Here is a 25,152-nt window from a genome sequence, read left to right as displayed (position 1 = left end):
TACCTTTAAACCTTACTTTTACCCATAACTTTGAGAAGTTATTATGTGAAGCATAACCATGCTCTCTCTAAGATTTTCATAGCCTCGCCATAGAGTCATACTTCCTGGTAAATTATCACCTTTTCTATTCATAAACCCACCTAATTTTCCTAACCAAATAATAGCTTGTTTTATGTTTGGAGGTTCTTCGGGCAATGTGGCCACTTGATGCTCACGTATGTAAAGAGCTTTCCACTCTTCATTGCTTAGAACCTTAGTGCAAGCCTCCATAGGATGCGATAAAGCCACTTTTGTTAAATATAAAATTTTAAATGTAATAATGCTCTTTATAGCAATTAATTTCTGTAGCCTTTCCTTTGTAGTTAAACGAGAGCTTTCTATTTTACATCCTGATTTTAAAATTCTAAAGTATTCTTCAATTTTCCATCGTAGCTTATACCAATTTATCCTTTCTATGGCATCTAAAGTGCTATTAACTGGTACATTAGTTAACAAAGTCCAATCGATAGCTTCAACTCCTTTAGGAGGATCCATTTCCTTTGCGCTTACCACATATACAGCGACTTTATCACTTATTTTATGTGCTGTATCTTTTGACCCATAAATGTAAGGCGCTCTGATAGGTATATAGCCTTTCATATATTTTACTTCAATATTTGCTTTTCTTGACTTCTGGTGCCCGTTTTTAGCAACTTCCAAGACGATTTTCTCTTTTACCGGAAGTTGAGCTATGCGTGTTTGCAAATCTGTTTTTCCCTCTTCAGTACAGATAAATTTTCTATTAGCTCGGTTACGGATTACATAAAAACTACCCAATGATTCAGCTATCCATAAAAATTTGAAGATATCTGCTTCCCTATCACCAAGAGTGACAAGTTGTACATCTTTGGAAACGTTATTTATGGTTTCTTTTAGTGCTGCTATCCACTTATAACTTTCTTTCTCCTCTATAGAAGTACGGTATTTCCTATTTGCTTTTTCTTTTGCTGTTTCTTCTTTTCTAGCGGGACGCGCCCAGCACTGTTGAGAAGATAAACCTAAAGGTAATCCTTCTTTACTGACCATTAAGGCACTATGCAGCAGCAAACCCTTTTTATGCTTTGTATAAGCTTTAGAAATACTGCCTAGCCCTTTGGTATTTATATGAGAGTCAAAATCCAAATAACTAGTATCTTGGATTGAAAATATAAGCTTATTTCCTTTTATCCTTTCCGCTGTTTCTTTATGATGAGAAGAATAAATTTTCTCGGCCTCAAGCTTTTCATTACTAAACAACCTGTACGCGCCCTTAGCTTCTTTCCATCCACCACAACTTTGATTAATTGATCCAGATGCCTTACGCTCTATAAGATAACTTGTTGTAATAAGCCTCTTATTAAGCCTTATATCTCCCAGATTAACATGTCTCAACTCTCTTTCTAGCCATTTGTCCCCTAAGCTATCAGTATATTGCGTATTTGTATTTACTCCGTACATTTTTAAACCCTTTATCAAATATATGAATTTGCTATTTTACTAGCTTTTTTATATTTGTGGGTAAAAGTAAGCCTTTAAACCTAACCAATATAATTATTTGATAGCTAGGTTAAATTTTTACTAAAAGAGGTTGTATTACTACAGACTAAGATCCACTGCAACTGCAATGAGCATTTTCATCATTACATTTTGGATCTAAGTCAGCATAAAATGTCACTATAGCATCATTTTTTCTCACAAACACTGATTGATAATCATCATTTTCAATTTCAGTTTTGTATAGACACATTCCATCTTTTCCTAATTCCTTAAATGCCTTAGTCGCAGAAATTAAAATATCATCAGCATGAAGGTTATATGCGTATCCATTTGGGCATTTTACTTTTACATCTCCATCTTCACCTAAATACTTCATTCCAAATGAATAAACTGGAGGTTCTATATCTAATTTATTACATAGAGATTTATCATCCCAAATCGCACCTGCCCATTGATTTTCTTGGGCTTCAACATATCTACCTACAAAATGCATACCACCCAACTTTGGTTTATTGACTTCACCACAAAAAACATGCCTAAACCCTACAACATCATTGTGGCGTCCTGTCAGTGTAAACCAGATTTGAGTTAGTTCCTCTTTGAATAATTCTAAATTTGCATTAGGTGTTATAACTTGATGATCAAGCTTGTCATATATTTCTTGAACTGTTTTTTGATGTTTTGGACAATCAAGTAAAATTTTAAAATCTTCTTTATCAGGATTTGCTCCCCAATCTCCACAAACTTTTAGCACTCCTATATCAAAATTAGTTAACTCTGGAAGTGGTGGCATGTAGTCTGGTTGTGAAGAATCCGTTTTGAAAAATGGCTCAAAATTAACATTAGAACTTGTGTCATAAAAATAATGTTCGCTAGCGTAAAAAATAAACCCTATTACAGGTATTATTGAGCATAAAATAAGTTTGAACACCTTTGACATGATCACAATCCAATCTTTGTAAAAAGGCTAGGTTACAAAGAACAATTTAAAAAAGCTTTAATCTAGTGTAGAATGTTCTTGCAGTGCAGCGACTCCTGGCATTTCCTCACCGCTCAGCCAACTTAAAAATGCTCCTCCACCGGTTGAAACATATGTAAAATCTTTATCGGTAAGATTTGCAGCATTTATTGCAGATAAGCTATCCCCTCCTCCTATTACACTTGTTAATTTTCCTTCACGTGTTAAGTCTCTTATAACTTTCATAACTCCTTTAGTACCGTTTGCGAAAGCTGAGTGCTCAAAAACACCAATAGGCCCATTCCATAGCACAGTCTTACTATTTGCTATTATACTACTTATTGTGCTAAAAGTTTCTGGTCCAATATCTAAAATTACATCGCCGTCCAAAATAGAACCTGTTTTTCTTAAAATGCTAGTGCTATAATCAGAATTTACTGCAACAAGAACGTCTTCCGGCACAATTATTTTGCAATTGTTTTTGTTTGCTGCCTCTATAATATTCTGTAGTGAATCATTCACACCATACTGAAAGAAAGATTTGCCTATATTTACTTTATTAAACAATAAAAAATTATTAGCAATTGCACCGCCTAAAATTAAAAAATCAACTTTTTCTGCTAATTTTTCAAGCATTTTTATCTTAGTTGAGATTTTTGCCCCTCCAACTATTGCGGTAATAGGCTTTGCTTTAAATGACACAGCTTTTTCTAGATATTCGAGCTCATTTTGTAAACAAAACCCGGCATAGGAAGGTAAAAATTCTGTAATGTGTGAAATAGAGGCATGAGACCTGTGAGAGCAAGAAAATGCATCATTTACATATATATCTGCTATGGATGCTAATTGCTTGGCAAAATTTGAATCATTCTTCTCTTCTTCTTTATGAAATCTTAGATTTTCAAGTAGTATAACATCGCCTGAAGTCATACCATTCACAGCTTGTTGAACTTTTTCACCAATGCAGTCATCAACAAATTTTACTTCTTTACTTAATAACTGTGACAAAGTTTCAACTACGCTTTTTAATGACAAATTATCGTCATGAACTTTTGGCCGCCCAAAATGTGATATAATCACAACTTTTGCATTTGCGTTTACCAAGTGCTGAATAGTAGGGAGTGACCTCAAAATACGCGTGACATCGCTAATTCTTTCGTTTTTTATAGGAACGTTAAAGTCAACTCTAAGTAAAACGACTTTATTGTGAGGATCGCAGTTTTTTATATTAGGTATGTTCATTGCAAATCAAACTTTGTTTTTATAGATGATTACAGTCATTCCATATAAAGTAAAGGAGGCTTTTAGTCTTTCATCTTTCGAGTACGTAATACTTGAATCCAACCCTTATTCGTATTTTGGCTATATAAGATAATTACATAATATATATTATGGAAAATAAAATCACAACTTACAAAGCAAAGCCATAAAACTATTTAGACAAGCTTTTAAACAAATATAAGAACACACACAAAATATATAAATTAATGAATTATTATAATTTTTAATAAGATAATAGAATATTACAAGATTTGGTAGTGAGGTATCAAGATGGGAAAATACACTAACACATGGTTTTCTAAGAAAGCTAATCACGATTGTGCAAATGATGGCACTTGCGGAGAGTCTATAAGAGACTTTAGAATTGGTGGTTCTGATATTTCCTTTTATGATCACTATGGAAGGACGATTGCTCAAATGCCAAGATTACCTGGCGGAACCCCTTCTAAGCACTATAATAAACTATACGAGTCTGCTGACTCAAAGACATTTTATAGAGATCCAGAATACATAAAAGAAGTACTGTCTAACGACTTTGTCTTCGAACACGAAAGTATAAGGTACGTTATCAACTATGATAATATATCTCAACAAGAGCAAGAACAAGTCAAAAAGGATATTAAGAGTGCTTATGATGCATATAAAGCAAAGTTTTGCATTAGCAAATTAGAAGACAACCCTACTGTACAAATTTATATTTTTAACAACAGGAGCGATCTGCAGCATATAAAATTAATACCAGAATTTCGCAATGAGAAGAGAGATTTTTTGGGAATAACAGATGGGAAAAAAGTTCTGTGTTATAAGGCAAGCGATATGGATAATACTCTAGCGCATGAACTGGGTCACGTATTTCAATTTAGGTTTTCTACAGCAAAAGTAAAAGAATTAGATAAGCAAGGTGTTCAATTAATGGCAAATGCCATTGGACAAGAGGTAGAAGAAAAAAATCACAAAGATATCCTTGAACAAAAAAGTGTAGATGAATACAGAGAATTTAATGGAAGGTTTGCATTTAAACACGAAGGTATCGTATATGATATACGTTACGAGAATCTTTCAACAGAAGAAAAAGATCAAATTATGAAAGATATAAAGGATTCTCATGCATCCATTATAAGTAGAAGTAAACCTGAAAAAGAAGCAGAAGAAGAGCAAAATGAAGTGACGCCAACAAGTACAGCAGCAGAAATTATTTCTGAACAAGTCGTGCCTGAACAAAATTTCATAGAAGGGTATAATGAGGTTACTGGAGTGTTTGAATTTAAATACAAAGGTATCAAGTATAATATACAACACAAAGATTATCTTTCATCATCAGAAGAAAAAGCTCAATTTATTTACGACATCAAAAATTCTCATGAGTCACTTATTAGTGAATGTCATAGATTAAATAGTTTAAATGGAGCATTATCAAATGAGAATGCAACCATAATGATTTATGTTGATGAAAATAAAGATATAGATGGTATATTGTATTACAATCCAGGTATTATATCTACATGGTTGAATCAAGCACTGATAAGCAGAAGTAACACTGAAGAAGTGGCGGAAACAGGAGAGGAATCAGGGAAATCAAATGAAGTCCTGCCAACGATTTTAGAATCAGAAGAAGCGTCTAAAAACCAGGTAGCGCAAGAGGAAGAATCGAATGAAGTAGAACAGATAGACTCAACTGAAGAAGAGCAAAGTATTGTAGAAGAAGAAAAGAGCAACCATCAAGACACTCAGCAACCCTCTCAGCAACACAGTGGCTTCTTATCCAATATTATTTTCCCAGCAATTGAATCCATTATTGGTTCTATTTCATCATTATTTTCATGGATATTTTTATTAAACAAAGAGGAAGATGACTCCATACAACAACTTCGTGATGATAATCTTCCCTTATTTGAAGATGTTGATGAGCTAATTTATGATTTTGGAAGAAGTTATATGGATCTGTCCAATGACCATTATCACTCATCTGATGAGTTAATGTAGTCCCCTACCCTCTCGGTTATGGCACACTGTAAAAGTATGTCTAGCCACCCTCTTCTCTTTCGCAACTGTTTTGAGTAGATACGCATTTTTTAATGCTTCAATACATTTATTAGTTTATTAGAAACTTTTTTTCATGTATAAATTCTATAGCGAATTTGTACAGAAAATTTTTTTATGAACAAAATTATAGAAATTAGAGCGCCAAAAACTCTTGGTGGCGAATCAGTCACGGAAGGCATAGTAAAAATAAAGAAAAATATTGGCGAGGAAGTAAAGGTAGATGATTTAATTTTCGAAATTGAAACCGATAAAACAGCGCTTGAATTAACTGCAGAAGCACCGGGAAATATAACTGAATTTTTTGTGAAGGAAGATGATGTAATAAGTCCTGATCAATTATTGGCAAAACTTTCTGTTGGTGCAGCACAGACTGTGGAGGCAAAAAAAGAAGATACAAGCGAGAACGATAGCAAAAAAGATGCGCCATCTGCTCGCAAAATGATGGAAGAAAATTCAATTAATCCAGAAAATATTAAAGGAACTGGCACTGGAGAAAGAGTAACAAAAGCGGATGTTATAGGCCATATGAACAAAAGCGCAGTTGCAGAAGAGCAGCCTGCTGCAAAACAATACGAGTTGCCTATAAAAAGCGGAGAACGAGGCGAAAAACGAGTAAAAATGAGCAAAATAAGGCAAGTGATAGCTGCTCGCTTGAAGGCATCACAAAATACCGCTGCTATACTTACCACCTTTAATGAAATTGACATGAAAAATGTGATGGATTTAAGAGCAAAATATAAAGACACTTTTGAAAAGAAATACGGAATAAAACTGGGTTTTATGTCGTTTTTTATCAAAGCAGCGGTGCAAGCACTGAAAGAGATCGCCGAAATTAACGCTGAGATCTCAGGAGATGAAATCATATACAAAAATTACTATGATATAGGAGTTGCTGTTGGAACTGAGAAAGGTCTTGTAGTGCCTGTTATTCGAAATGCTGATCTGATGTCATTTGCTGAAATAGAGTTGACTTTAGTTGCGCTTGGCAAAAAAGCCCGTGAAGGCAAATTGCAGGTGTCAGAAATGGAAGGTGCAACATTTACTATTTCAAATGGTGGAGTGTATGGATCGCTGCTTTCAACACCAATAATAAATCCTCCGCAGTCTGGGATACTTGGAATGCACTCAATACAAAATAGACCGGTTGCTGTTGGCAATTCAATAGAGCTAAGGCCCATGATGTACATCGCTTTATCTTATGACCACAGGATAGTTGATGGTAAAGGAGCTGTGACTTTTCTTATTAAAATAAAAAATTATATCGAAGATCCAAATAGATTAGTTTTGGAAATATAGACTAATACGATCCCATAGCTCAGTTGGTAGAGCGGCTGACTCTTAATCAGTAGGTCGTGTGTTCAAATCACACTGGGATCATTTTATCAACAAGCCTCGAAGTAGATTAATGTTATTCAGCATACGTTATGTAGTAAGTCTAATCTTTAACAAAAAAAAAAAGCTGCTATAATGTGAAAAAAATATTACGAATAAAATGAATGTGAAAAATATCTTATTAGTATTTTTAGCGCAAGTTATGTGTAGTCTGCCATTATTTGCAGCTGACCCTGTTTTGCTCAACTGCATTGAAACCCCAGAGATATATGACATTGATGCGAGACCAAAAACTTTTCACACTTCAAATAATTTACGAAGAAAGCCTGGTTCTCCAAACAGTGCAGTTGGGGAATTAATACATATAGTTGGTAGAGTTACCGACGTAAATTGTTTACCAATACAAAATGCTGTAGTTTCTATGTGGCATGCGAATGCGTATGGTGTGAATAATTATGATGAGAATATAGAAGATAATCAACTCGATCAGGATTTCGCTGGGTCAGGAAGATCTATAGCAAATAATCTTGGATACTATAATTTTATTACTATCATGCCAGGTAAAAGTGCTGATAGAGCGCCATACGTCAACTTCTTAGTCCAACATCCAGATTTTCCGGAGTTCACAACACAGATATTTTTTAGTGACCATAATTGTGACAATTGTGTTGATCCTGTTCTTGAGGATTTCATTGATAGCGGGCTTGCAAGCCTTCTAATAGCCCCATTTACTTATAATGATCAAGTCATAAAAACCTATACGTTTAATATTACCTTGGGTGGGTATAGTAAATTCTCTGGTACAAAATAAGTATACTTCTCTCGAAACTCTACTTCTGTGGGCAATTGCGTTGTCGCTTCAGTGCTCAAATCCTCATGTATATTCAATACACTCCGGTTTTCCGCTCCGTGTGCTCCTAGCACTTGCCTCTCAAAAGCGAGTTTTGAAAGAAGTTTAGTTCCTGTAAAACCCTCTCATCAGTTAAATTTGAAGAGCTCTGTTGCAATTTAATCAATTGGTGTATAAACTTTAAATAAAGCTTATGAAAAAGATAGAAATTTGTTACTCGTTTGACGACGTTCTCTTATTACCAGCATATTCTGACATACTGCCTCGCGACGCAGACACGAAAACTTATTTAACAAATAATATAGAACTAAATATTCCTCTCATATCTTCTGCAATGGACACTGTAACTGAATCAGGTCTTGCAATAGCCATTGCTCAGCACGGTGGAATAGGCTCTATACATAAGAATTTATCGATAGATGAGCAAGTCGCAGAAGTTAGAAAGGTAAAAAAATATGAGAGCTGGATTGTTTACAATCCCATTACGATTTCTCCAGATAAAACAGTTGCAGAAGCAATCTCATTAATGAGGGAATATAGTTATTCTGGAATTCCTGTAGTTGATCAGCATAAATTGGTTGGAATTTTAACTAACCGGGATGTTAGGTTTATCGAAGACGAAAATATGGGTATAAAAGTTTCCGAAGTAATGACGAAAGATAAACTAATCACAGTGCAAGAGAAAGTAGTAGACAGTACATCCGCAATGAAATTATTGCATCAAAATAGAATAGAAAAACTTTTGGTCGTGGATGAAAATTCTTGCTGTATAGGTTTAATCACAGTTAAAGACATTGAAAAATACAATAAATATCCAAACTCATGCAAAGATAGTAAAGGACGGCTCAGGGTTGCTGCTGCAATTGGCACTGGTAAAAAAGATGGCATAGAAAGGTGTGCAGCTTTAATTAGTGAAGAGGTTGATGTAGTTATTGTAGATACTGCTCACGGTCACTCTACTGGTGTTATTAACACTATTAAAGAAATAAAGAAAATGCATAAAGACGTGCAAATAATCGGAGGAAATATCGTAACAAAAGAAGCTGCTGAAGCTTTAATTGATGCAGGTGTTGATGCAGTAAAAGTTGGCATAGGTCCAGGCTCAATATGCACTACAAGAGTAGTTACTGGTGTTGGTGTGCCACAGTTCTCTGCAATTCAAAACATTGCAGAAACGTGTAAATCAAGGAATGTTAGATTAATTGCAGATGGTGGAATAAAATACTCAGGAGATGTTGCAAAAGCTATTGCGGCTGGTGCAGATTCCGTAATGATCGGTTCGATCTTTGCAGGCACTGACGAAAGCCCAGGTGAGATTGTTATGTATAAAGGCAGAGCATATAAATGCTATCGTGGGATGGGGTCTATTGGTGCAATGAAACGAGGTTCAGCTAGCCGTTATTTTCAAGATAAGGATTCAAAACTCAAATTAGTTCCACAAGGCGTGGAAGGAAGAGTTCCATTTAAAGGTCCAGTTTCAGGAGTGATACATCAGTTAATTGGTGGGCTACAAGCTTCAATGGGGTATACTGGCAATAAAAATATAGAGGAAATGAAGGAAAACTGCAAATTTATTGCCGTTACTGCATCTGGACTAAGAGAGAGCCATGCTCACGATATAATAATCACACAAGAGGCTCCAAATTATTCTTATCAACTGTCTAGCCTATCAGCTGATTCAGAATAATCGTAGAAATAGTGTGCGTTTTAAATTACAGAATAACTCCTCCTATGGTTAAAAATACATTGAGTCTTGAACTGTACATGTTTCGCTCTCTGCAATGGCCTTCAGTGATTCTGCACTCTCGCGAAAGTTTTCTGCGCTAGCTTTTAAAATAGAAGCTTTTGCTTCTGTCATGTCATATTCAAACTTTTCTGTGATATCCTTCATAAATTGATATTTTTCATCCATAGTCTTTTTAACTTGTTCATTTATTACTTTTTCTATTTGAAATTTCATTTCTGGCTTCAGCAGCTTTATAACTTCTGGTGCTATATTTTTTACTGCTTTTTCAGCTGCATTTCTAGCTGCATTTTCCGCATTTTCGTTCACTGACTCTACTGCCTTATTAATTTGCTGTTTAACTTGTTCACTTACTATTTTATCTATTTGCAGTTTCATTTCTGGCTTTAGCAGCTTTATAACTTCTGGTACTACATTTTTTACTGCATTTTCCGCCTTTGCGTTAACTGAATCTGCTACCTTATCGACTTGCTGTTTAACTTGTTCATTTACTGCTTTGTCTATTTGAAATTTCATTTCTGGCTTTAGCAGCTTTATAACTTCTGGTGCTAGATTTTTTACTGCTTTTTCAGCTGCTTTTTCTGCACTTGCATTAACTGACTCTACTGCCTTATCAACTTGCTGTTTAACTTGTTCATTTACTACTTTTTCTATTTGAAATTTCATTTCTGGCTTTAGCAGCTTTACAACTTCTGGTGCTACATTTTTTACTGCTTTTTCAGCTGCATTTCTAGCTGCATTTCCTGCATTTTCGTTAACTGACTCTACTACCTTATCGACTTGCTGTAATATTCTGTCCTTTGTTTGCTGAGCTTTGTCATGAGCTACCACTTTAGCTATATTTTCAGCTGATCTTAATATTTTTTCCTCCATTTTACTCAATTCAATTTTAACTATTTCTCTAGTTTCTTGTCTTAAATTATTACCCATTATGTTAAGTAACTCATAAATTCCGTAGTATCTAGCAACATCTTGCTGGTCCAAATTTTGCCTAGAATGTAGATTATCTAAATTATTCCTATATTGCGCCATAATAAATTCCCTAATAATAATTACTAATATAGTAACATAATAATATTAATATTATGCTAATAAAAACATATAGTTACTTCACTGGAACAAGTTAGAGTTTTAGATAATATATGGAATGTTCTTTTTCAGGAGTCTATGCGTAAGGCTTAATTTTTCCTAAAACAAACTTTACGTACAGCTTCAACTATATCTTCCACTTGTGGTAATGCTTTTTTTTCTAGATTTGCAGCATACGGAAGTGGAATATCTTTGCCGGTTACTCGTACAACTGGAGCGTCAAGATAATCAAATCCCTGCTCCATAACAATAGCTGAAAGTTCCGCCCCTATTCCTGCAAATGGCCATCCTTCCTCTATACTAACTAATCTATTAGTTTTTTTGACAGAGTTGATAATGGTTTCAACATCAATCGGCCTTAATGTCCTTAAATCAACTACCTCAGCTTCTATACCTTCACCAGCAAGTAAATCAGCCGCATTTAAAGCATCCATTACTTTTAGTGAAAAAGCAGTAATAGTTACATCTTTTCCTTTGCGTATAACAGCGGCTTTGCCTATTTCTACTAAATAGTCTTTGTTTGATAATTCTGAATCAGAAACTTCATGCTCATGCCCATAAGCTATCTCATTTTCTAAAAATATAACAGGATTCGGATCACGAATTGCAGCTTTAAGCAACCCCCTGCAATCGGAAGCAAAATAAGGTGCTATTACTTTTAATCCAGGTATATGTGAGTACCAGGATGCAAAGCACTGAGAGTGTTGCGCAGCAACCCTTGCTGCAGCACCATTTGGTCCACGAAATACTATTGAACATCCAAGCTGTCCACCTGACATATAATTTGTTTTTGCTGCAGAATTTACAATTTGATCAATAGCCTGCATAGAAAAGTTAAAAGTCATAAACTCTACTATAGGTTTCAATCCAGCAAATGCTGCTCCGACAGCCAGACCAGCAAATCCGTGCTCGGTGATAGGAGTGTCAACCACCCTATCCTCTCCAAACTCTTTTAGTAACCCTTTAGTTACTTTATATGCACCATCATACTCCGCAACTTCTTCACCCATGATGAATACATCATGGTTACTTTGCATTTCCTCTCTAATCGCTATGCATAAAGCTTCTCTTACACTTAAGGCTGCCATTTATAAACTTCTATAGATTTGAACTTAACTAATATATCAAAATTATCAGGTGTAAGTAAAGCAGTATATCTTCATAGCAAATAGAGTTTTAGTTGCAATAGATAAAATTTTATGGTAAACTAATTTGAGCGTAAAAGTGAGGAAATATGCTTAATATTGCTAAATCAAGTTTTATACGTGCAGTTATACGGGCTTACCTAGGTAGGAGCATCGATCTATACCAGAAAGGTTTGTTATCGTTATATTCAAATGAGGTTGATTTGGGAGAGACGTATGAAGAAGCTAAGGAATACATAGAAGAAACACTGCTTAAAAGAGAAGTAAATAATTTTACAAAGATCCTAGTAAAAAAAGATATAGATATAGATGCAGACCTTTCTCACATAGTAAATAATTTATTTAGATCTTTTGATATAAAAGATGCATTAGATAACTTACGTTGTAAAATTCCATTCCTTTTACATGCCGTAGATGAACTGTTAAGCATTTTTATTACTCTAAGGTTTGATCAAACTGGAAATATAAGAAAAAACATTACATTCGAGCAAGTTGCAAAAATCACCCAGGCTATAGCTTCAAAGATGGAACATGACTGGTTTTACATTGCACCACGGAACATTTCAACTATTGTTAGGTACCTAGAGATAGTTGCAAAAGAAGTTGAGCTTTCCAGCGGAGTAATGACACTTATCAGCGAATTAAAAAGTTGTACATCTTTAGATGACATTGGTGAATTTACCATAAAAGACCTTGTTACAGCCGATATTTTGCTAAATGTAGTACTGAGTACAGAGAACCATACAAAAAAATGCGATTACTACAGACAGCTCATAGAAATAATTGCTGAAATTTTAAGCTTTTCTGATCGCAATGAGGAAACAGAGGAAATAAAGGATTTTTTTGTTAATTTACCACGAGATGGCTTAATAAAATTAGCACATTATAAAGATAGCTTTTTGAAATTACTAAAATCAGATAAACGCTTTAGTCTGAAGCAGGTGAGTAATATAATATTACAATTAGTAGATTCACATATTTTAGACTTAACATTGAGTGCCGATAGGAAGGATTCTCCTAAAGAAATAGAAAATTTTATTATAGGGATAAATGCAATACTTTCTAATTCTCCAGCAAATGTTTATTCACAAACAGACATAGATAACTTTATTAAAAAATCTCAGATAAGAAACGGAATTGTATGTGGCAATCTACCTGGTTATGTAAGAAGTTTAAACATCTATCCCATATATTATCACTCTCATCCAATCTTCTACCATTTCTTAAATAGGCTAATAGGAATAAAAGTATTATCTTTGGAACGGATAAAAAGATTCATTCAAATTATTGCTTCTAATACCACTAATATCGTCAATAACGATACGTTCACATACCGTGAGTTTTTATTTAATGATTTTAGAAATATTATCCTTAATAAGCCAAACGCAAGTTTTGGTGTGGATTATATAATATTGCAATTAATACGTCATCATGTCTCCATTGAAGAAATAGGAGAATTTTTTTCTGAACTGTTAAAGTTACGTGGCTATTGTGGCTTATATCAATTGTTATATGAAGAGTATCACTTACTAAACACATCAGTGAAGTTATATTGCTATATGAAAAATAATGTTTCTTTAAGCATAAAAGAATTTGCCATACCATTTATAAAGCAATTTATAAATGGGGCCGAAAAGTTCAATCCTGAATTCTGGAAAAGAGAATATATCCCAGGTATACTTGCAATGCCTACAGCACTTCAGCATGCGTCTTCAGATGCAATAATGAAAATGCTAATGACTCTGAAATCAGATTTGCAAGACTGTTATTCTTATAGAGATATAATTGAGCATGCATTTACTACAGAGCAAAGTAGCTCTAGGTTTTTTTCATGGCTTGCAAATCTTAGTAAAATAGATGGTTGTGCTTTAGTTCAGAAAGCTGCTCAGCAAATTTTAAACGATGAGTATGATCCTAAAGAAGTTAGAACTTTAATTGAGCTGTCTATGAACCAATTGATTAACAATATTGCATCCTTAGCTTTAAAAAAAATGATTGATAATGAGCAGCCATCATCTTCTCTCTGTGATGTAAGATTATCTAACAATGTGAATAGAGAAAAACATGGTAGGTAAACTCTAAAATATTTAAAGAGCCTACCTGTACACCAGTATCTTTAATGTAAATGTTCATGTGATTTTGATAAGTTCTGTTCTTCTATCCTATGTGCCCATGTATCATTTTTTATAGCTTGTTTATTGTTTACTTTTTTTTCTTGTTCAACAATTGCCTTACTTACCTTCTGATGAATTGCATCAATTGGATTAATCGCACCTTCTTTTTCATATATTTTCCTTTCCCCAGCAGTAATTAACTTGGTAAAAATACTTGCAACAGACTGCACTTGATTATGATTAACCTGATCTCTTATCAAAGAAGGTAAAGGGCTTAATTCCTTCAATACTTCTGATTCTGTTTTATCTTGAGTAGAAAGCCCTAGATTATCCGCTACTTCATTTATTAATAACTCTCTGCTTTCTTTATTATCTTCCAATTTAGCATAATCACTCAATAGATCCATAACTGTAGATACTCTAACTTCAACAATATCATCAACATCTTCACCTTCTAGAGCAACTCCTGACTCCAATAACTTCTCTCTGAGATCTTCACTTAATAACACCTCTTTGAGATTTTCGCTTAAAAGCTCGATAAACTTTTCATTTGCATGCGATCCTGTGGTTGATATTGTCTCATCTAATACTTTCAATGATGGACCTAAGTCATGCTCTATTTGTATTTCTGTATCAAACTTAAATCCTAATTTTGTACAGAATGTTTCAAAATATTCTTTAATAATATCAAACAAGCTTTTGCCATTATCTTTATAATTTTTTAACTGTTCAGGAACAGTAAGTGACATTTCACCATCTATGTATGTTACACCACCTTTACCACACTTAAGTGTAAATTTTAGTGAATGAGAGAGATCACAAATCTTATCGCCACGCATACCGTTGCTTTCTAAAAAGGATACCGGTAGTTCTATATCAGATCTAATGCTCACATTATCTTTGTCAATACAATCAATGTTTATTACTTTTTTAGTACCTTCTACTATGAACGACTGCCCAAGTGCAAGTTGAGTTTGCATAAAGGGACCAGCCCCATACCCTGCTTGATTACAATTTGTGATTAGCTCATTTAAAATAGCATCACTTGGGACTTCTGCTCCAACATGTTTAAATATTTTTTTAAACACTTCTTTTGCAAATGAACGGTAATCTTTGTTTTCATCTTTCTCTTTGGGTAATAGATGGATATAACTGTGGCCATCATTGTAAAATTCTTTAAATTTTTCCTTATATGACTCAGTTTTTTTATGACCATCAACCTTGGGATCTTCGCAATGTTCATTCCACACTTCATCCAATCCAACACTTACAAGTTCTTTTTCAATATCTTCAAGTACTGAAGCAATAAAAGCTTTGCCTTGATCCGTATCTATTTCTCTTGTTCCTTTTTCATGAGATATATCGTCAATCTCAGTATTATATATAGCATCACTGTTAAAAAGTTCGCTTTTGCGGTGCCTCGCTCCTTCCTTAAATGCAATAATAAGACTTTTATCTATTGCTTTTCCGTTAATAACAAAATCCATCCTTTGAAAATCTAAGAACATTGTTTTACCAGAATTTGCTAGTTCATTATCTCGACCTGCTCTTAAATTATTAAAATTAAACTTTTCAGCTCCGGCCTTTAATCTAACTACTGCACTATTATTTCCCTTTACACTTTCCATAACTCATACCCTACTATAAACATAGTGTAAGTGATATCATGTAATGATGAATAATTTGATAATATATAAAAAAATCGATAGTATATTTAAGAATCTGTCTTCATTGATAATGTTGTCATACAATGACATAGCACAACTGTACAAACGTCTAATTTAGCGAGAAAGTAAACTAAAAACATCAACCTTTGGTGTCATTCCAGTGCGTGACACTGGAATCCAGTTAATTTATTAATTACATATGAATACATATGAAAAACTATTATGTTTATATAACTGCAAGTGAGCGTAATGGATGCTGGTATAACATCAAATTTAATTAAGCGAATTTGGAAAATTGATTTGATTGAAGAAGAAAACCAAGATTGGAAAGATTTATATGATGAAATCATTAAGTAAGAAAACTGGATTCCAGCGTCACGCGCTGGAATGACACCATTTTTTACACTTTTGCCTTAAAGTTTTGCAACGTTCGTACAGTTGTGCATTACATAGTGGTGCTATACATATTGGAATCGAGAAATTTTGTTTAATGGATATTGAAATTTAGCAGTAATTGTGTTAGTTAGAGTAAGTAGTTTTTTTAAGGTTGTGTGTGTCAAAAAATGATGTGTTGAATAAACGTGATAAACTAGCTTCTGATATTTTAAAAGATGTGGCTGATACTGATAGTGATACAGTAACGTTGTTTGATATTAAGACAGCTTTGCATGAGAGAGGTTTTGGTATTTTAATAATTATATTTTCCTTACCTTTATCAGTACCTATACCTGTTCCACCTGGTTATACAACCATATTTTCGATACCTTTAATTTTGTTTTCGCTGCAGCTTCTATTTGGATTTGATTCTCCTTGGATGCCGCACTGGCTCGAAAAAAAATCTTTTCAGCGTTCAACATTAGCTCTTGTGGTAGAGAAAACCTCTCCTGCATTAAAAAAAATAGAAAAGTTTATGAAGCCAAGAATGGCTTTCATTTTTTATGGGCCTGGTGAAAAGATTTTAGCTTTTATAATGCTGCTTTCTGCATTATCGATAGCTCTTCCACTTCCGCTTACTAACTTTGTTCCTGCAATTGGCACAACTCTCATTGCGCTTGGTATTATGAGTAAAGATGGGGTTTTGTCTATACTTGGAGTGTTAATATCACTCTGCGGATTGTTACTTACTCTTGTCATAATAATCAAAGGACCACAACTTATAATTGGAGCATTTTCTTTTCTAAAAAGCTTTGTATATGGTTAGGCTTTATAACACTTTAACAAAAAAAAAGGAGCTTTTTATACCGATCGATAAAGATCATATAAGAATGTATGTTTGTGGACCAACTGTATATGATACAGCGCATATAGGTAATGCTAGATCTGTTGTTGTCTATGATGTATTATTTCAACTGCTTAAATTTTGCTATGGCAAAGTTACTTATGTGCGCAATATTACAGATATCGATGATAAGATAATCAATGCAGCAAATGAGAAAAATAGTAATATAGAAAGCATCACTACATATTACACTAAAGCCTTTCATGACGACATGAGAAGCATAAACTGCTTAGAGCCAACGCATGAGCCAAAAGCAACAGAAAATATAGATAATATTATAGAATTAATTGAGCATTTGCTTAAATCTGGTCATGCTTATGAATCCAATAAACATGTATATTTTAGTGTAGAGTCTTACCCAGAATATGGCGCTTTATCTGGAAAGAAAATTGATGAGCTGGTTCATGGTAGCAGAGTTGAAGTTGATGAAAATAAAAAGCACCCAGGCGATTTTGTATTGTGGAAGCCTGCAAGCGATGTTGACTATGAGCTTTCAAGTTATTGGGATAGTCCATGGGGAGAAGGTAGACCTGGATGGCACATAGAATGTTCAGCAATGGCATATGCTTACCTTGGTAAAGATTTTGACGTCCATGGTGGCGGTATAGATTTACAATTCCCTCATCACGAAAATGAAATTGCGCAGAGCAAAGCTGCATTTGCTGGATCAACTTTTGCAAAGCATTGGATGCATAATGGCTTTCTTACAGTAAATGAAGAGAAAATGAGTAAATCCTTATTTAATATAGTAAAAGTAAGGGATCTTCTTGATAATGGAATAAAAGGTGAAGTGATACGCTATGCACTACTCAAAACTCATTATAGAAAACCACTTGATTGGACTGAAAGCGTTATCTATGATGCGCAAGAAACTTTAAATAAATTTTATCGGTTATTACGCGGTATAGATTTGGAAAGTGTTAAAACAAGCGATGCAGAAGCTTCTAAAGATTTTATAGATGCTTTAAAAAACGACTTAAACATTCCTGAAGCTCTAGCTATCTTACATGAAATTGCTGCAAAGATTAATAAAACAAGTAACGAAGATGACAAACTTAGATTCACTCATACCTTTATCAGGAGTGCTAGGTTTATTGGCCTCCTCCAATTAACTTATCAAGAGTGGTTTAGCGTTGATGCGAGTTCTCAAGAAATAGAAAGATTGATAGACTTAAGGAGAGCTGCAAAACAGAATAAAAATTATGATACTGCAGATAAAATAAGAGACCAATTAAAAAAAATGGGAATTTCAATTTCTGATAATGAAGATGGTACAACAACCTGGTGAGTTGATATGGAAAATTATTTTCTTTTGCTCACAGATAGCTTAGTAGCATCATTAATCTTACCAATACGTCAAGGTTTTGTGTTTAAAGCTATGCTATGCTTCAGGTCGCATTACAGTCCACTACTTATGTTACTTTTTGGGGTACTCGGATCTAGTCTTGGCGGAATAGTTAATTGGTATTTAGGTAGAATGACAATCTTGATACGAAAATCATACCACAAATTAGAAAACGAATATACAACATCAAAAACTATAAGAAATTTGCTTATTTATACGGTTATATTATTTTCATGGGTACCAGCACTTGGAAGTGTGATTCAGATCTTATCGGGTTATTTTAAATTAAGCATCTATACTTTTATCCCCTTGATTATCTTATCTAATTTCTACTATTTGTTATACTTGATCATTACTGCTTAAAAACCCCAACTACTTTTGAATAAATTGCATTTGCATTTCTTGCATATCATTTTCTATTTGTTTTATTTGTTCCATTAATCTTTCTTCTAAGTCAAAGTTACCATTCAATCTTGCTTCAACTTTTTCTTTTTGTAGTGCATTTAATTCTTTTAGCAGCACTATATTATTCCACACAATTTCTGCAGACTTTCTATCTTTTAATTGGCTGTTTAATACGCTAGTTTTTTCGAATATATACCTTATGTTTTTAATAACATTAGACTGCTCAAATTCTTGCGATAAAACCTCTTTACTCAGCTTAATATCCTTGCTTATTATATCAACCATACACTGCCCTAATGCTTTCATGTCCGGATAAGTAAATTCAAAATTGGAAAATTGCTCAAAAGATATAGGATGATTCAAGATTTCAGGAAATTCCATGGCTATACGTAAAATTACAGCCTGATTTTGCTCTGCTTCAATTAGTTCTGGAGATTTGTTGTGAAGGTACTCACTCTTTGTCATTTTAGTTTTACTACTAAAAGCCTGCGTTTTAAAATTTCTTCTTAATTCGTAAGCCTTATTGTAAAAAAAATCTCTGTAATACCTTCTAATGTTACTATTACTTATAGCATCCACATATTCCATAAATTTATGCTCAATCACTGAATATCTTTCTGGAGAAAGTTTGTCGTAGTTCTGCAAATTGGTGCTAATTATGTGGTGCCATAAATATTCAGAGTGCAGCTTTGTTGAATGATCAAGCGCACTCAGTACATCTTCTTTCTTATATTCCAGCTCATCACAAATATCATATGGATCTTTATTCCTTGGTAAAGTCACAAACTTTAATGTATATCCAGGTTCTAATATCGGTAGAACTAGTTCAGCAACTCTAATAGCAGCATTATACCCTGCTCTATCACCATCCATACAGATGGATATTTCTTTAGCAAATTTCCATAGATTTTTGATCTGTTCTGCAGACATTGCAGTGCCAAGCGGCGCAACAGTGTTACTAATTCCTGTTTGATGTAGCGCTATCACATCCATATACCCTTCAACAATAAAGATATGCTGTTTTTTGCGTATTTCACTCAAAGCAAAGTTTAATCCATACAAGTTTTCCTTCTTTTTAAAGAGCTGACTTTCTGGGCTATTTAAATATTTTGGCTGTTGCTCGGAGCTGAGTGCACGTCCACCAAACCCAATCACTTTCCCTGAAATGCTGTATATAGGAAATATCAGCCGATCGTAAAAATAATCACGAAAATTTTTATTTATTAACCCAATATCAATTAAAGTTTTGTCTTTAATACCCAATGAATTTAAATATTCTTTCAACCCAAAGCTTGGTGCATAACCTATTTTAAACTTACTGATGATATCAGGTGAAATATTACGCTGCCTTAAATAATTTAAAACACTTTGTTTTTTTTGTGAAAACCAATTCGTCGCTAAGTTCAGCGTTGAAAATAGTTTATCGTTTTCTTTTGTAATGCTAAGATCCTTAGGTAATTCAACACCTGCAACAGGTGCTAATTTTTCTACCGCTTCTTTGAAACTTAGCCCTTCAGTTTGTGAAATAAATTCAAATGCATCACCATAAGCAGAGCAACCAAAACAGTAATATAGTCCCTTAGCATTACTCACCGAAAAAGAAGGAGTTTTTTCATGATGAAATGGGCATAACCCAACAAAACTGTCACCTCTTTTTGTTAATCTGACTCTTTTACCTACTATATCAGATAATAACAATTTTGATTTTATGATGTCTATATGGTCCATTTATTGGGTTAATTATGGAGATATAAAAGTATATGAAATTCAGCTAATTATGTACATCACAGATTAAATTAGGTAGAGCTGGTAACCATATTATAGCTACCAGTATTAAAGTAAGATTAACTTTTTCCAAGACCACCAAATTCTGTTACATTAGGGTTACTAAATTGAGTAGAAAGATTTGGATAAGTATCATAGCTACCATCATAAGCTGGAGCACTTGGATTATGAGGATAAGGAGGTGGTGGTGGATAATGAGTAGCACCTGGATGACCAAAATTTTGAGTAAAATCAGTATGCTGCCTTGTTCGCTGATTCTCTAGGCGTTCATCATCTATAAGTAATTTTGCTAATTTCATGTAAGGCTCAACTTCAGTTTTAAGTGTGTTATTGCGTTCATGATAAAAAAGGCAAGCTGAACCTAAGCATATAAAGGTATTAATCAAAAGTGGAAAGAAAATTTCACTTTGACTTATGCATGCTCCACCTCCAATAAGACTTGCTAGACCAAACGCTAATTGAAATATTGCTATACCAAGCTGACGATTTACTAGATAATCAATTGGTTTATCAGATTTTTCTGCTTCTTTTTTAAAATACATGTGATAAATGGCACATACAGCAAGGTGCGTAATAACACAAAGAGCTGCAAACAAGATAAACGCTTTCCTTTTTTTAGATTCATCATTTTTTTCCTGCGGAGGTACGCTATATGTAGCAGCAGGAGCATTATTGATAATTATTGGCTGTGATTTACTACCAAAAAGGCTCTGTAATAAAAGATAATCCCAAAAACTGAATCCTTTATTCTCATTAATAGTAATGTTTACATTACCACTAGTACTACTACTTCTAGTAGAGTATGTGCTTCTATTACTTGAAGAACCTTGTTGATTTGTTGTTTTTAATTTAATCCCATTTTCTAGGCAGTATTCTTTAATTTTCTGTGCTATTTCTGTTTTGCTTCTTCCAGTAAAATCTCCGATAACAGTATATAATTCGCTCTTTATTGCATTAAAATTAACATTATTATCTTGAAAGTTTTCCGTAAAATCTCCAGGTGCGTGATATCCACCGTGTTCCATAGCCATAACCTCATTTAATTAAATAAGTATTTATTCTAACAAAAGAATATGGTATTTTCAAGTTAATTATGAACTTGAGCCTTTTTGCATGGTTAATGGCTATGCAAGAGATTTAATATCTATTCAAACTTCAAATAGCCCTACTTAGCTTTATTTTTTATCAAGTAACATAAGGAGTAACTGCTTGATGCAAATAAGATAAATGAAAACACTTGATGAAATATAGCAGTGACTATTGGCACGTGGAATAATAGTGTCACTACTCCTAAAATTATCTGAATGACAACAGCGAGCAACATAACATATAAAGGTTTTATGCTAATATTTTTTATTGTGAGTATTACTGTCAGCACTAATATTAACAATGCTAATACTCTATGTATAAACTGCACTGTTGCTCTATTTTCAAAAATATTGAGCCACGCAGGTTGCAAAAAAAATAAATCGCTAGGGATAATAGCTCCATCCATTAGTGGAAAAGTATTATAAATTAAACCAGCATTTAATCCCGCAACAAATGCACCGAAAATTATCTGTATCACAACAATGGTCAAAATGATTACTAAATAATATGTAGCGCCACTACTGATTTTAAGTTTTGTTTGCTGTGGCTTTATCTGATAATCAAAAAATTGATACGATAACAGTGCAAAAACCACTAATGCTAATAACAGATGAAGTGCAAGCCTATAGTGACTCACATGAGGCTCGGCCACCAAGCCACTTTTAACCATATACCAACCAGCAATAGCTTGTAGCATGCCAAATAACAGTGCGACAAGCAGCCTTATTACTACTTTTTTAGATATTTTTCTTCTTAATGTAAAATATACAAATGGCAGTATGAAAATCAGTCCTGTTAGTCTCGCAATTAATCTATGCATATATTCTATTAAGTATATAGCACGAAACTCTTCCATGCTCATACCATAGTTAAATGCCTTATATTCAGGCGTAGCTTCATATTTTGATTTTTCTTTTAGCCAATCTTCCGCGCTTAGCGGAGGTAATGTTCCTGTGATAGGTTTCCACTCCGTAATTGATAATCCAGCTCTTGTAAGTCTGGTAAATCCACCAATTCCCACCATAAGGATTACCATGGTGCAACATATAAAAAGCCAAATAGTTACAGCTTTTGATCGCTTTTCTTCCATAAACCATGCTGAGTTTTATTCCATCTTTCAGGGTAAATAATAAATTCCCATAAAGCAAGAAAAGCTGCAATACTATGTAATAGACCATAGACCGGAAAAAATATCGATACTATATAGAAGTAAAAAGGCATTTTCTGCTGTTTGACTGATATCATTAAAAAAATCAAATTAATGATGTATACTGCTATAAAATAATACAAAAATAATTCATTTAAAACCCTTGTTAATATCAATGAAAGCAGCAAAAATGGAGTAGTAAAAAATATAAAAGATGTGGATCCAACAAAAAGGTTTAACAGCAAAATTCCCTTAAATCCGGTGTATTTATAAAGTGATTTTATATTTTTTAAATGGACCACATAAGTTTGCATATATCCCTTGATCCAGCGTGCTCTTTGCTTAATCCAAGCAAATACAGTAATTGGCGATTCTTCCAAAGTTTCTGAATCAATAATCCTAGTTTTATACCCCATTTGTGCCAGCCTCAAACCTAAATCAGCATCTTCAGTGACGTTATAAGCGTCCCAGAGAAACACTTTTTTTAAAATTTCTACTGAAAAATGGTTGCTACTACCACCGAGTGGTATTGGCATATTCATTTTTTGAAATCCTGGCAGTAAATATTGAAACCAATTCACATACTCTAAAGAAAAGCATTTTGTGAGAAAATTGTAGTTATAATTATAATAATTTAGCCTAGCCTGCACACATGCAAGTTTATCATCACTCTTATTAAATTCAATAAGCGCTTTTTTTAGCTGCAGCGGATCAGGTTTGTCATCTGCATCATATATCACTACATACTTCCCTCTGGCAAAACACATAGCATAATTGCACGACTTAGCTTTTGTTTTAGGTAAAGAATGAGGTATTTTTATTACTTCGAAATATTGTGGTAGAACATATTTTTCTACAACTGCAAGCATTTCCTGATCATCACTTTCTATCAAAAGTTTCACGTCTAATTTTGATTTTGGATAATCCAAATTTCCAATGTTTTCAATTAATTGCCCAATTACTGCGCTTTCTTTAAAAGCGGGTAATAAAACAGTATATATAGGCAAATCTCCTTCACTTAAGTTGCTAAAATCTATTTTTTTATTAGAGTTTCCACGTAAACTAAAAATTTTAGTGATAAACTTGAACAAAGAACTAGAACATCCAATTATAAATATCAACATTAGAGCAAAATATGCATATTTTTCTGCCAATGTTAAAACTGAAACTACAATAAAAAAAGAAGCATGAACCATTGAGCCCAGTTTAATACCCTTTACTGAAAGATTTGTGTTTTTATAATATAAGTAATTACTTGCAAATTCTGAAATGCCAAAGTGTGAGTTAAGAAAACTCAAAACTTTACCGTTATCTGCCTTTATTAGCACATAATCAATACAATAGTTCGCTTCAATCCAATGCTTAATATCTTGGCTTATATCTTGTACTATAAAGAAGATAGTATTATTTAATTTTTGCCAAGGGATGATATGAAATTTATAATAAAAGAGCTTTTCTTGCTCTTTTAATAAACTGGAATCGAATTTTATATTACAAGCTTGAAGTGTAGACAGTTTCTGCATTAAACCCACATCTGTATGAACGTCTAGTTTAGTGTATATAACCGTTGATGTCATTCCAGCATTCTCTTTCTGTCATCCAAGTAGCGGACTACTCAGATCCATCTTGCAGTACAATTCCATTAAAACACTATATCTTAGTATAAAAACTTTTATCCTTTCCGTTATCCATTATGCTCACTTGCAAGCAAGTTCGCTGGATCCCAGTGTCAAGCACTGGGATGACATCAAAGGTTGATGCTTTTAGTTTACTTTCTCGCTAAATTAGACGTTCGTACAGTTGTATGTCAAGCGCTGGAATTACACCATGTTTGTACTTTTGCCTTCAAAGTCGCAACATTTGTACAGTTGTGCATTAAACCTAATGCAGTTTTTTACTTAAGTCGCGTGAAAGTGAAGATACAACTTCGCTAGTACGTTTATCATCCTTACGTTCGTGCATTATTTTTTTTACAGCATCAGCAGCCATATTAGCTGTGTTAGCTTTTAAATCCTCAATAGTTTTTTCAAATTGGTCAGTTACTTTTTTTAAGTTAGAGTGAGCATTATCATCTAATGTCTGATCCAACTGCCGTCTATTGTGCTCGATTATACTATTAGCTTTATCCAGGGTTTCCTCTATCATTTTATTAACTTCTGAACTTAATTCTTGATATCTCTCAGAAGATTTTTTGTAATATTCTAGCATATCTTTTCTGAATTTCTCAGTCTCTTCACTCGAAAGTTTGCTCTTATTACGTTTATTTTTAAGGGCATTTTTTATTACTTTTTTTAGTAACTTATATGAAAGAATAAAACCCACTAAGAAAGCGAGATTAACAATCATTGTTGTAGACATAAAAAC

20 protein-coding genes and 1 tRNA gene are annotated in these 25,152 nt (G+C 33.6%); 10 read left to right on the top strand and 11 right to left on the bottom strand.

All coding sequences use genetic code 11. The features are described from left to right. Positions 1-18: 18 nt before the first annotated feature. The 3 genes from ASM33_RS04235 to ASM33_RS04225 form a co-directional block, all read right to left on the bottom strand. Entirely contained in the window at positions 19-1,494 is a 1,476-nt protein-coding gene (locus ASM33_RS04235) for an IS4 family transposase (RefSeq protein ID WP_157956338.1), read from the bottom strand. Between the two features lie 127 nt (positions 1,495-1,621). Continuing rightward, entirely contained in the window at positions 1,622-2,455 is an 834-nt protein-coding gene (locus tag ASM33_RS04230) for an EndoU domain-containing protein (protein ID WP_110410236.1), read from the bottom strand. Between the two features lie 57 nt (positions 2,456-2,512). Continuing rightward, a complete protein-coding gene (locus ASM33_RS04225; RefSeq protein WP_110410237.1) occupies positions 2,513-3,715 on the bottom strand; it encodes a phosphoglycerate kinase in 1,203 nt (400 codons plus the stop codon). Between the two features lie 309 nt (positions 3,716-4,024). Here ASM33_RS04225 and ASM33_RS04220 point away from each other — a divergent pair, with 309 nt between their 5' ends. From ASM33_RS04220 to guaB, 5 genes are all read left to right on the top strand, one after another. After that, entirely contained in the window at positions 4,025-5,737 is a 1,713-nt protein-coding gene (locus ASM33_RS04220; RefSeq protein WP_110410238.1) for a hypothetical protein, read from the top strand. A gap of 174 nt (positions 5,738-5,911) precedes the next feature. Next, positions 5,912-7,093 (top strand): 2-oxoglutarate dehydrogenase complex dihydrolipoyllysine-residue succinyltransferase, encoded by a 1,182-nt coding sequence (gene odhB, locus ASM33_RS04215; protein ID WP_110410239.1) that lies wholly within the window; start codon positions 5,912-5,914, stop codon positions 7,091-7,093. 8 nt (positions 7,094-7,101) lie between these two features. Further along, a tRNA-Lys gene (locus tag ASM33_RS04210) sits at positions 7,102-7,174 on the top strand. A 115-nt stretch (positions 7,175-7,289) separates the two neighbouring features. Then, positions 7,290-7,940 (top strand): protocatechuate 3,4-dioxygenase, encoded by a 651-nt coding sequence (locus ASM33_RS04205; RefSeq protein WP_110410240.1) that lies wholly within the window; start codon positions 7,290-7,292, stop codon positions 7,938-7,940. Positions 7,941-8,172: 232 nt separating this feature from the next. Next, on the top strand, positions 8,173-9,666 hold the full coding sequence (gene guaB / locus ASM33_RS04200) for an IMP dehydrogenase (RefSeq protein WP_110410241.1): 1,494 nt from the start codon (positions 8,173-8,175) through the stop codon (positions 9,664-9,666). A gap of 48 nt (positions 9,667-9,714) precedes the next feature. Here guaB and ASM33_RS04195 read toward each other — a convergent pair whose 3' ends face one another. Beyond that, complete coding sequence (locus ASM33_RS04195) at positions 9,715-10,755, bottom strand: hypothetical protein (RefSeq protein ID WP_110410242.1); 1,041 nt, start codon at positions 10,753-10,755, stop codon at positions 9,715-9,717. 146 nt (positions 10,756-10,901) lie between these two features. Then, complete coding sequence (locus ASM33_RS04190) at positions 10,902-11,900, bottom strand: pyruvate dehydrogenase complex E1 component subunit beta (protein WP_110410243.1); 999 nt, start codon at positions 11,898-11,900, stop codon at positions 10,902-10,904. A 146-nt stretch (positions 11,901-12,046) separates the two neighbouring features. Between ASM33_RS04190 and ASM33_RS04185 the strand changes: the two genes are divergently transcribed. Beyond that, complete coding sequence (locus ASM33_RS04185) at positions 12,047-14,032, top strand: hypothetical protein (RefSeq protein WP_112477214.1); 1,986 nt, start codon at positions 12,047-12,049, stop codon at positions 14,030-14,032. Between the two features lie 41 nt (positions 14,033-14,073). On the opposite strand, the gene ASM33_RS04180 is transcribed toward ASM33_RS04185, so the two are convergent. Further along, positions 14,074-15,699, bottom strand: a complete 1,626-nt coding sequence (locus tag ASM33_RS04180; protein ID WP_110410246.1) for a hypothetical protein — start codon at positions 15,697-15,699, stop codon at positions 14,074-14,076. 288 nt (positions 15,700-15,987) lie between these two features. Here ASM33_RS04180 and ASM33_RS08580 point away from each other — a divergent pair, with 288 nt between their 5' ends. The 4 genes from ASM33_RS08580 (at position 15,988) to ASM33_RS08870 (ending at position 18,725) form a co-directional block, all read left to right on the top strand. Then, on the top strand, positions 15,988-16,095 hold the full coding sequence (locus ASM33_RS08580; protein WP_218937019.1) for a GIY-YIG nuclease family protein: 108 nt from the start codon (positions 15,988-15,990) through the stop codon (positions 16,093-16,095). 196 nt (positions 16,096-16,291) lie between these two features. Further along, positions 16,292-16,939: an exopolysaccharide biosynthesis protein gene (locus ASM33_RS04175; protein WP_110410247.1), complete on the top strand. Its 648-nt coding sequence runs from the start codon at positions 16,292-16,294 to the stop codon at positions 16,937-16,939. Beyond that, complete coding sequence (cysS, locus tag ASM33_RS04170) at positions 16,932-18,305, top strand: cysteine--tRNA ligase (RefSeq protein ID WP_110410248.1); 1,374 nt, start codon at positions 16,932-16,934, stop codon at positions 18,303-18,305. Before ASM33_RS04175 ends, cysS begins: the two co-directional genes overlap by 8 nt. A 6-nt stretch (positions 18,306-18,311) precedes the next feature. Then, entirely contained in the window at positions 18,312-18,725 is a 414-nt protein-coding gene (locus tag ASM33_RS08870; protein ID WP_110410249.1) for a YqaA family protein, read from the top strand. A gap of 9 nt (positions 18,726-18,734) precedes the next feature. On the opposite strand, the gene dnaG is transcribed toward ASM33_RS08870, so the two are convergent. The 5 genes from dnaG to ASM33_RS04140 all read right to left on the bottom strand — a co-directional run bounded on the left by dnaG (position 18,735) and on the right by ASM33_RS04140 (position 25,146). After that, a complete protein-coding gene (gene dnaG / locus ASM33_RS04160) occupies positions 18,735-20,495 on the bottom strand; it encodes a DNA primase (RefSeq protein ID WP_112477212.1) in 1,761 nt (586 codons plus the stop codon). A gap of 116 nt (positions 20,496-20,611) precedes the next feature. Continuing rightward, positions 20,612-21,577 carry a hypothetical protein gene (locus ASM33_RS04155; RefSeq protein ID WP_110410250.1) on the bottom strand — a complete coding sequence of 322 codons (966 nt, stop codon included), beginning with the start codon at positions 21,575-21,577 and terminating at the stop codon, positions 20,612-20,614. A gap of 140 nt (positions 21,578-21,717) precedes the next feature. After that, positions 21,718-22,731, bottom strand: a complete 1,014-nt coding sequence (locus ASM33_RS04150; RefSeq protein WP_110410251.1) for a COX15/CtaA family protein — start codon at positions 22,729-22,731, stop codon at positions 21,718-21,720. Continuing rightward, on the bottom strand, positions 22,704-24,311 hold the full coding sequence (locus ASM33_RS04145) for a glycosyltransferase family 2 protein (RefSeq protein ID WP_112477210.1): 1,608 nt from the start codon (positions 24,309-24,311) through the stop codon (positions 22,704-22,706). The genes ASM33_RS04150 and ASM33_RS04145 overlap by 28 nt, the downstream gene beginning before the upstream one ends. Positions 24,312-24,669: 358 nt before the next feature. Beyond that, complete coding sequence (locus ASM33_RS04140; RefSeq protein WP_110410252.1) at positions 24,670-25,146, bottom strand: F0F1 ATP synthase subunit B family protein; 477 nt, start codon at positions 25,144-25,146, stop codon at positions 24,670-24,672. Positions 25,147-25,152: the final 6 nt, after the last annotated feature.

The sequence above is a fragment of the Wolbachia endosymbiont of Folsomia candida genome (assembly GCF_001931755.2).
In the GTDB taxonomy this organism is placed as follows: Bacteria; Pseudomonadota; Alphaproteobacteria; order Rickettsiales; family Anaplasmataceae; genus Wolbachia.
Note: the sequence above shows the minus strand (reverse complement) of the source record. Positions and strands in the feature narration are given on the sequence as shown.

Excerpts from the sequence above, each read along its gene's own strand:
- ASM33_RS04230 (WP_110410236.1), bottom strand. The coding sequence starts at position 2,455 with ATGTCAAAGGTGTTCAAACTTATTTTATGCTCAATAATACCTGTAATA.
- ASM33_RS04225 (WP_110410237.1), bottom strand. The coding sequence starts at position 3,715 with ATGAACATACCTAATATAAAAAACTGCGATCCTCACAATAAAGTCGTT.
- ASM33_RS04220 (WP_110410238.1), top strand. The coding sequence starts at position 4,025 with ATGGGAAAATACACTAACACATGGTTTTCTAAGAAAGCTAATCACGAT.
- odhB (WP_110410239.1), top strand. The coding sequence starts at position 5,912 with ATGAACAAAATTATAGAAATTAGAGCGCCAAAAACTCTTGGTGGCGAA.
- ASM33_RS04205 (WP_110410240.1), top strand. The coding sequence starts at position 7,290 with ATGAATGTGAAAAATATCTTATTAGTATTTTTAGCGCAAGTTATGTGT.
- guaB (WP_110410241.1), top strand. The coding sequence starts at position 8,173 with ATGAAAAAGATAGAAATTTGTTACTCGTTTGACGACGTTCTCTTATTA.
- ASM33_RS04195 (WP_110410242.1), bottom strand. The coding sequence starts at position 10,755 with ATGGCGCAATATAGGAATAATTTAGATAATCTACATTCTAGGCAAAAT.
- ASM33_RS04190 (WP_110410243.1), bottom strand. The coding sequence starts at position 11,900 with ATGGCAGCCTTAAGTGTAAGAGAAGCTTTATGCATAGCGATTAGAGAG.
- ASM33_RS04185 (WP_112477214.1), top strand. The coding sequence starts at position 12,047 with ATGCTTAATATTGCTAAATCAAGTTTTATACGTGCAGTTATACGGGCT.
- ASM33_RS04180 (WP_110410246.1), bottom strand. The coding sequence starts at position 15,699 with ATGGAAAGTGTAAAGGGAAATAATAGTGCAGTAGTTAGATTAAAGGCC.
- ASM33_RS08580 (WP_218937019.1), top strand. The coding sequence starts at position 15,988 with ATGGATGCTGGTATAACATCAAATTTAATTAAGCGAATTTGGAAAATT.
- cysS (WP_110410248.1), top strand. The coding sequence starts at position 16,932 with ATGGTTAGGCTTTATAACACTTTAACAAAAAAAAAGGAGCTTTTTATA.
- ASM33_RS08870 (WP_110410249.1), top strand. The coding sequence starts at position 18,312 with ATGGAAAATTATTTTCTTTTGCTCACAGATAGCTTAGTAGCATCATTA.
- dnaG (WP_112477212.1), bottom strand. The coding sequence starts at position 20,495 with ATGGACCATATAGACATCATAAAATCAAAATTGTTATTATCTGATATA.
- ASM33_RS04155 (WP_110410250.1), bottom strand. The coding sequence starts at position 21,577 with ATGGAACACGGTGGATATCACGCACCTGGAGATTTTACGGAAAACTTT.
- ASM33_RS04150 (WP_110410251.1), bottom strand. The coding sequence starts at position 22,731 with ATGGAAGAAAAGCGATCAAAAGCTGTAACTATTTGGCTTTTTATATGT.
- ASM33_RS04145 (WP_112477210.1), bottom strand. The coding sequence starts at position 24,311 with ATGCAGAAACTGTCTACACTTCAAGCTTGTAATATAAAATTCGATTCC.
- ASM33_RS04140 (WP_110410252.1), bottom strand. The coding sequence starts at position 25,146 with ATGTCTACAACAATGATTGTTAATCTCGCTTTCTTAGTGGGTTTTATT.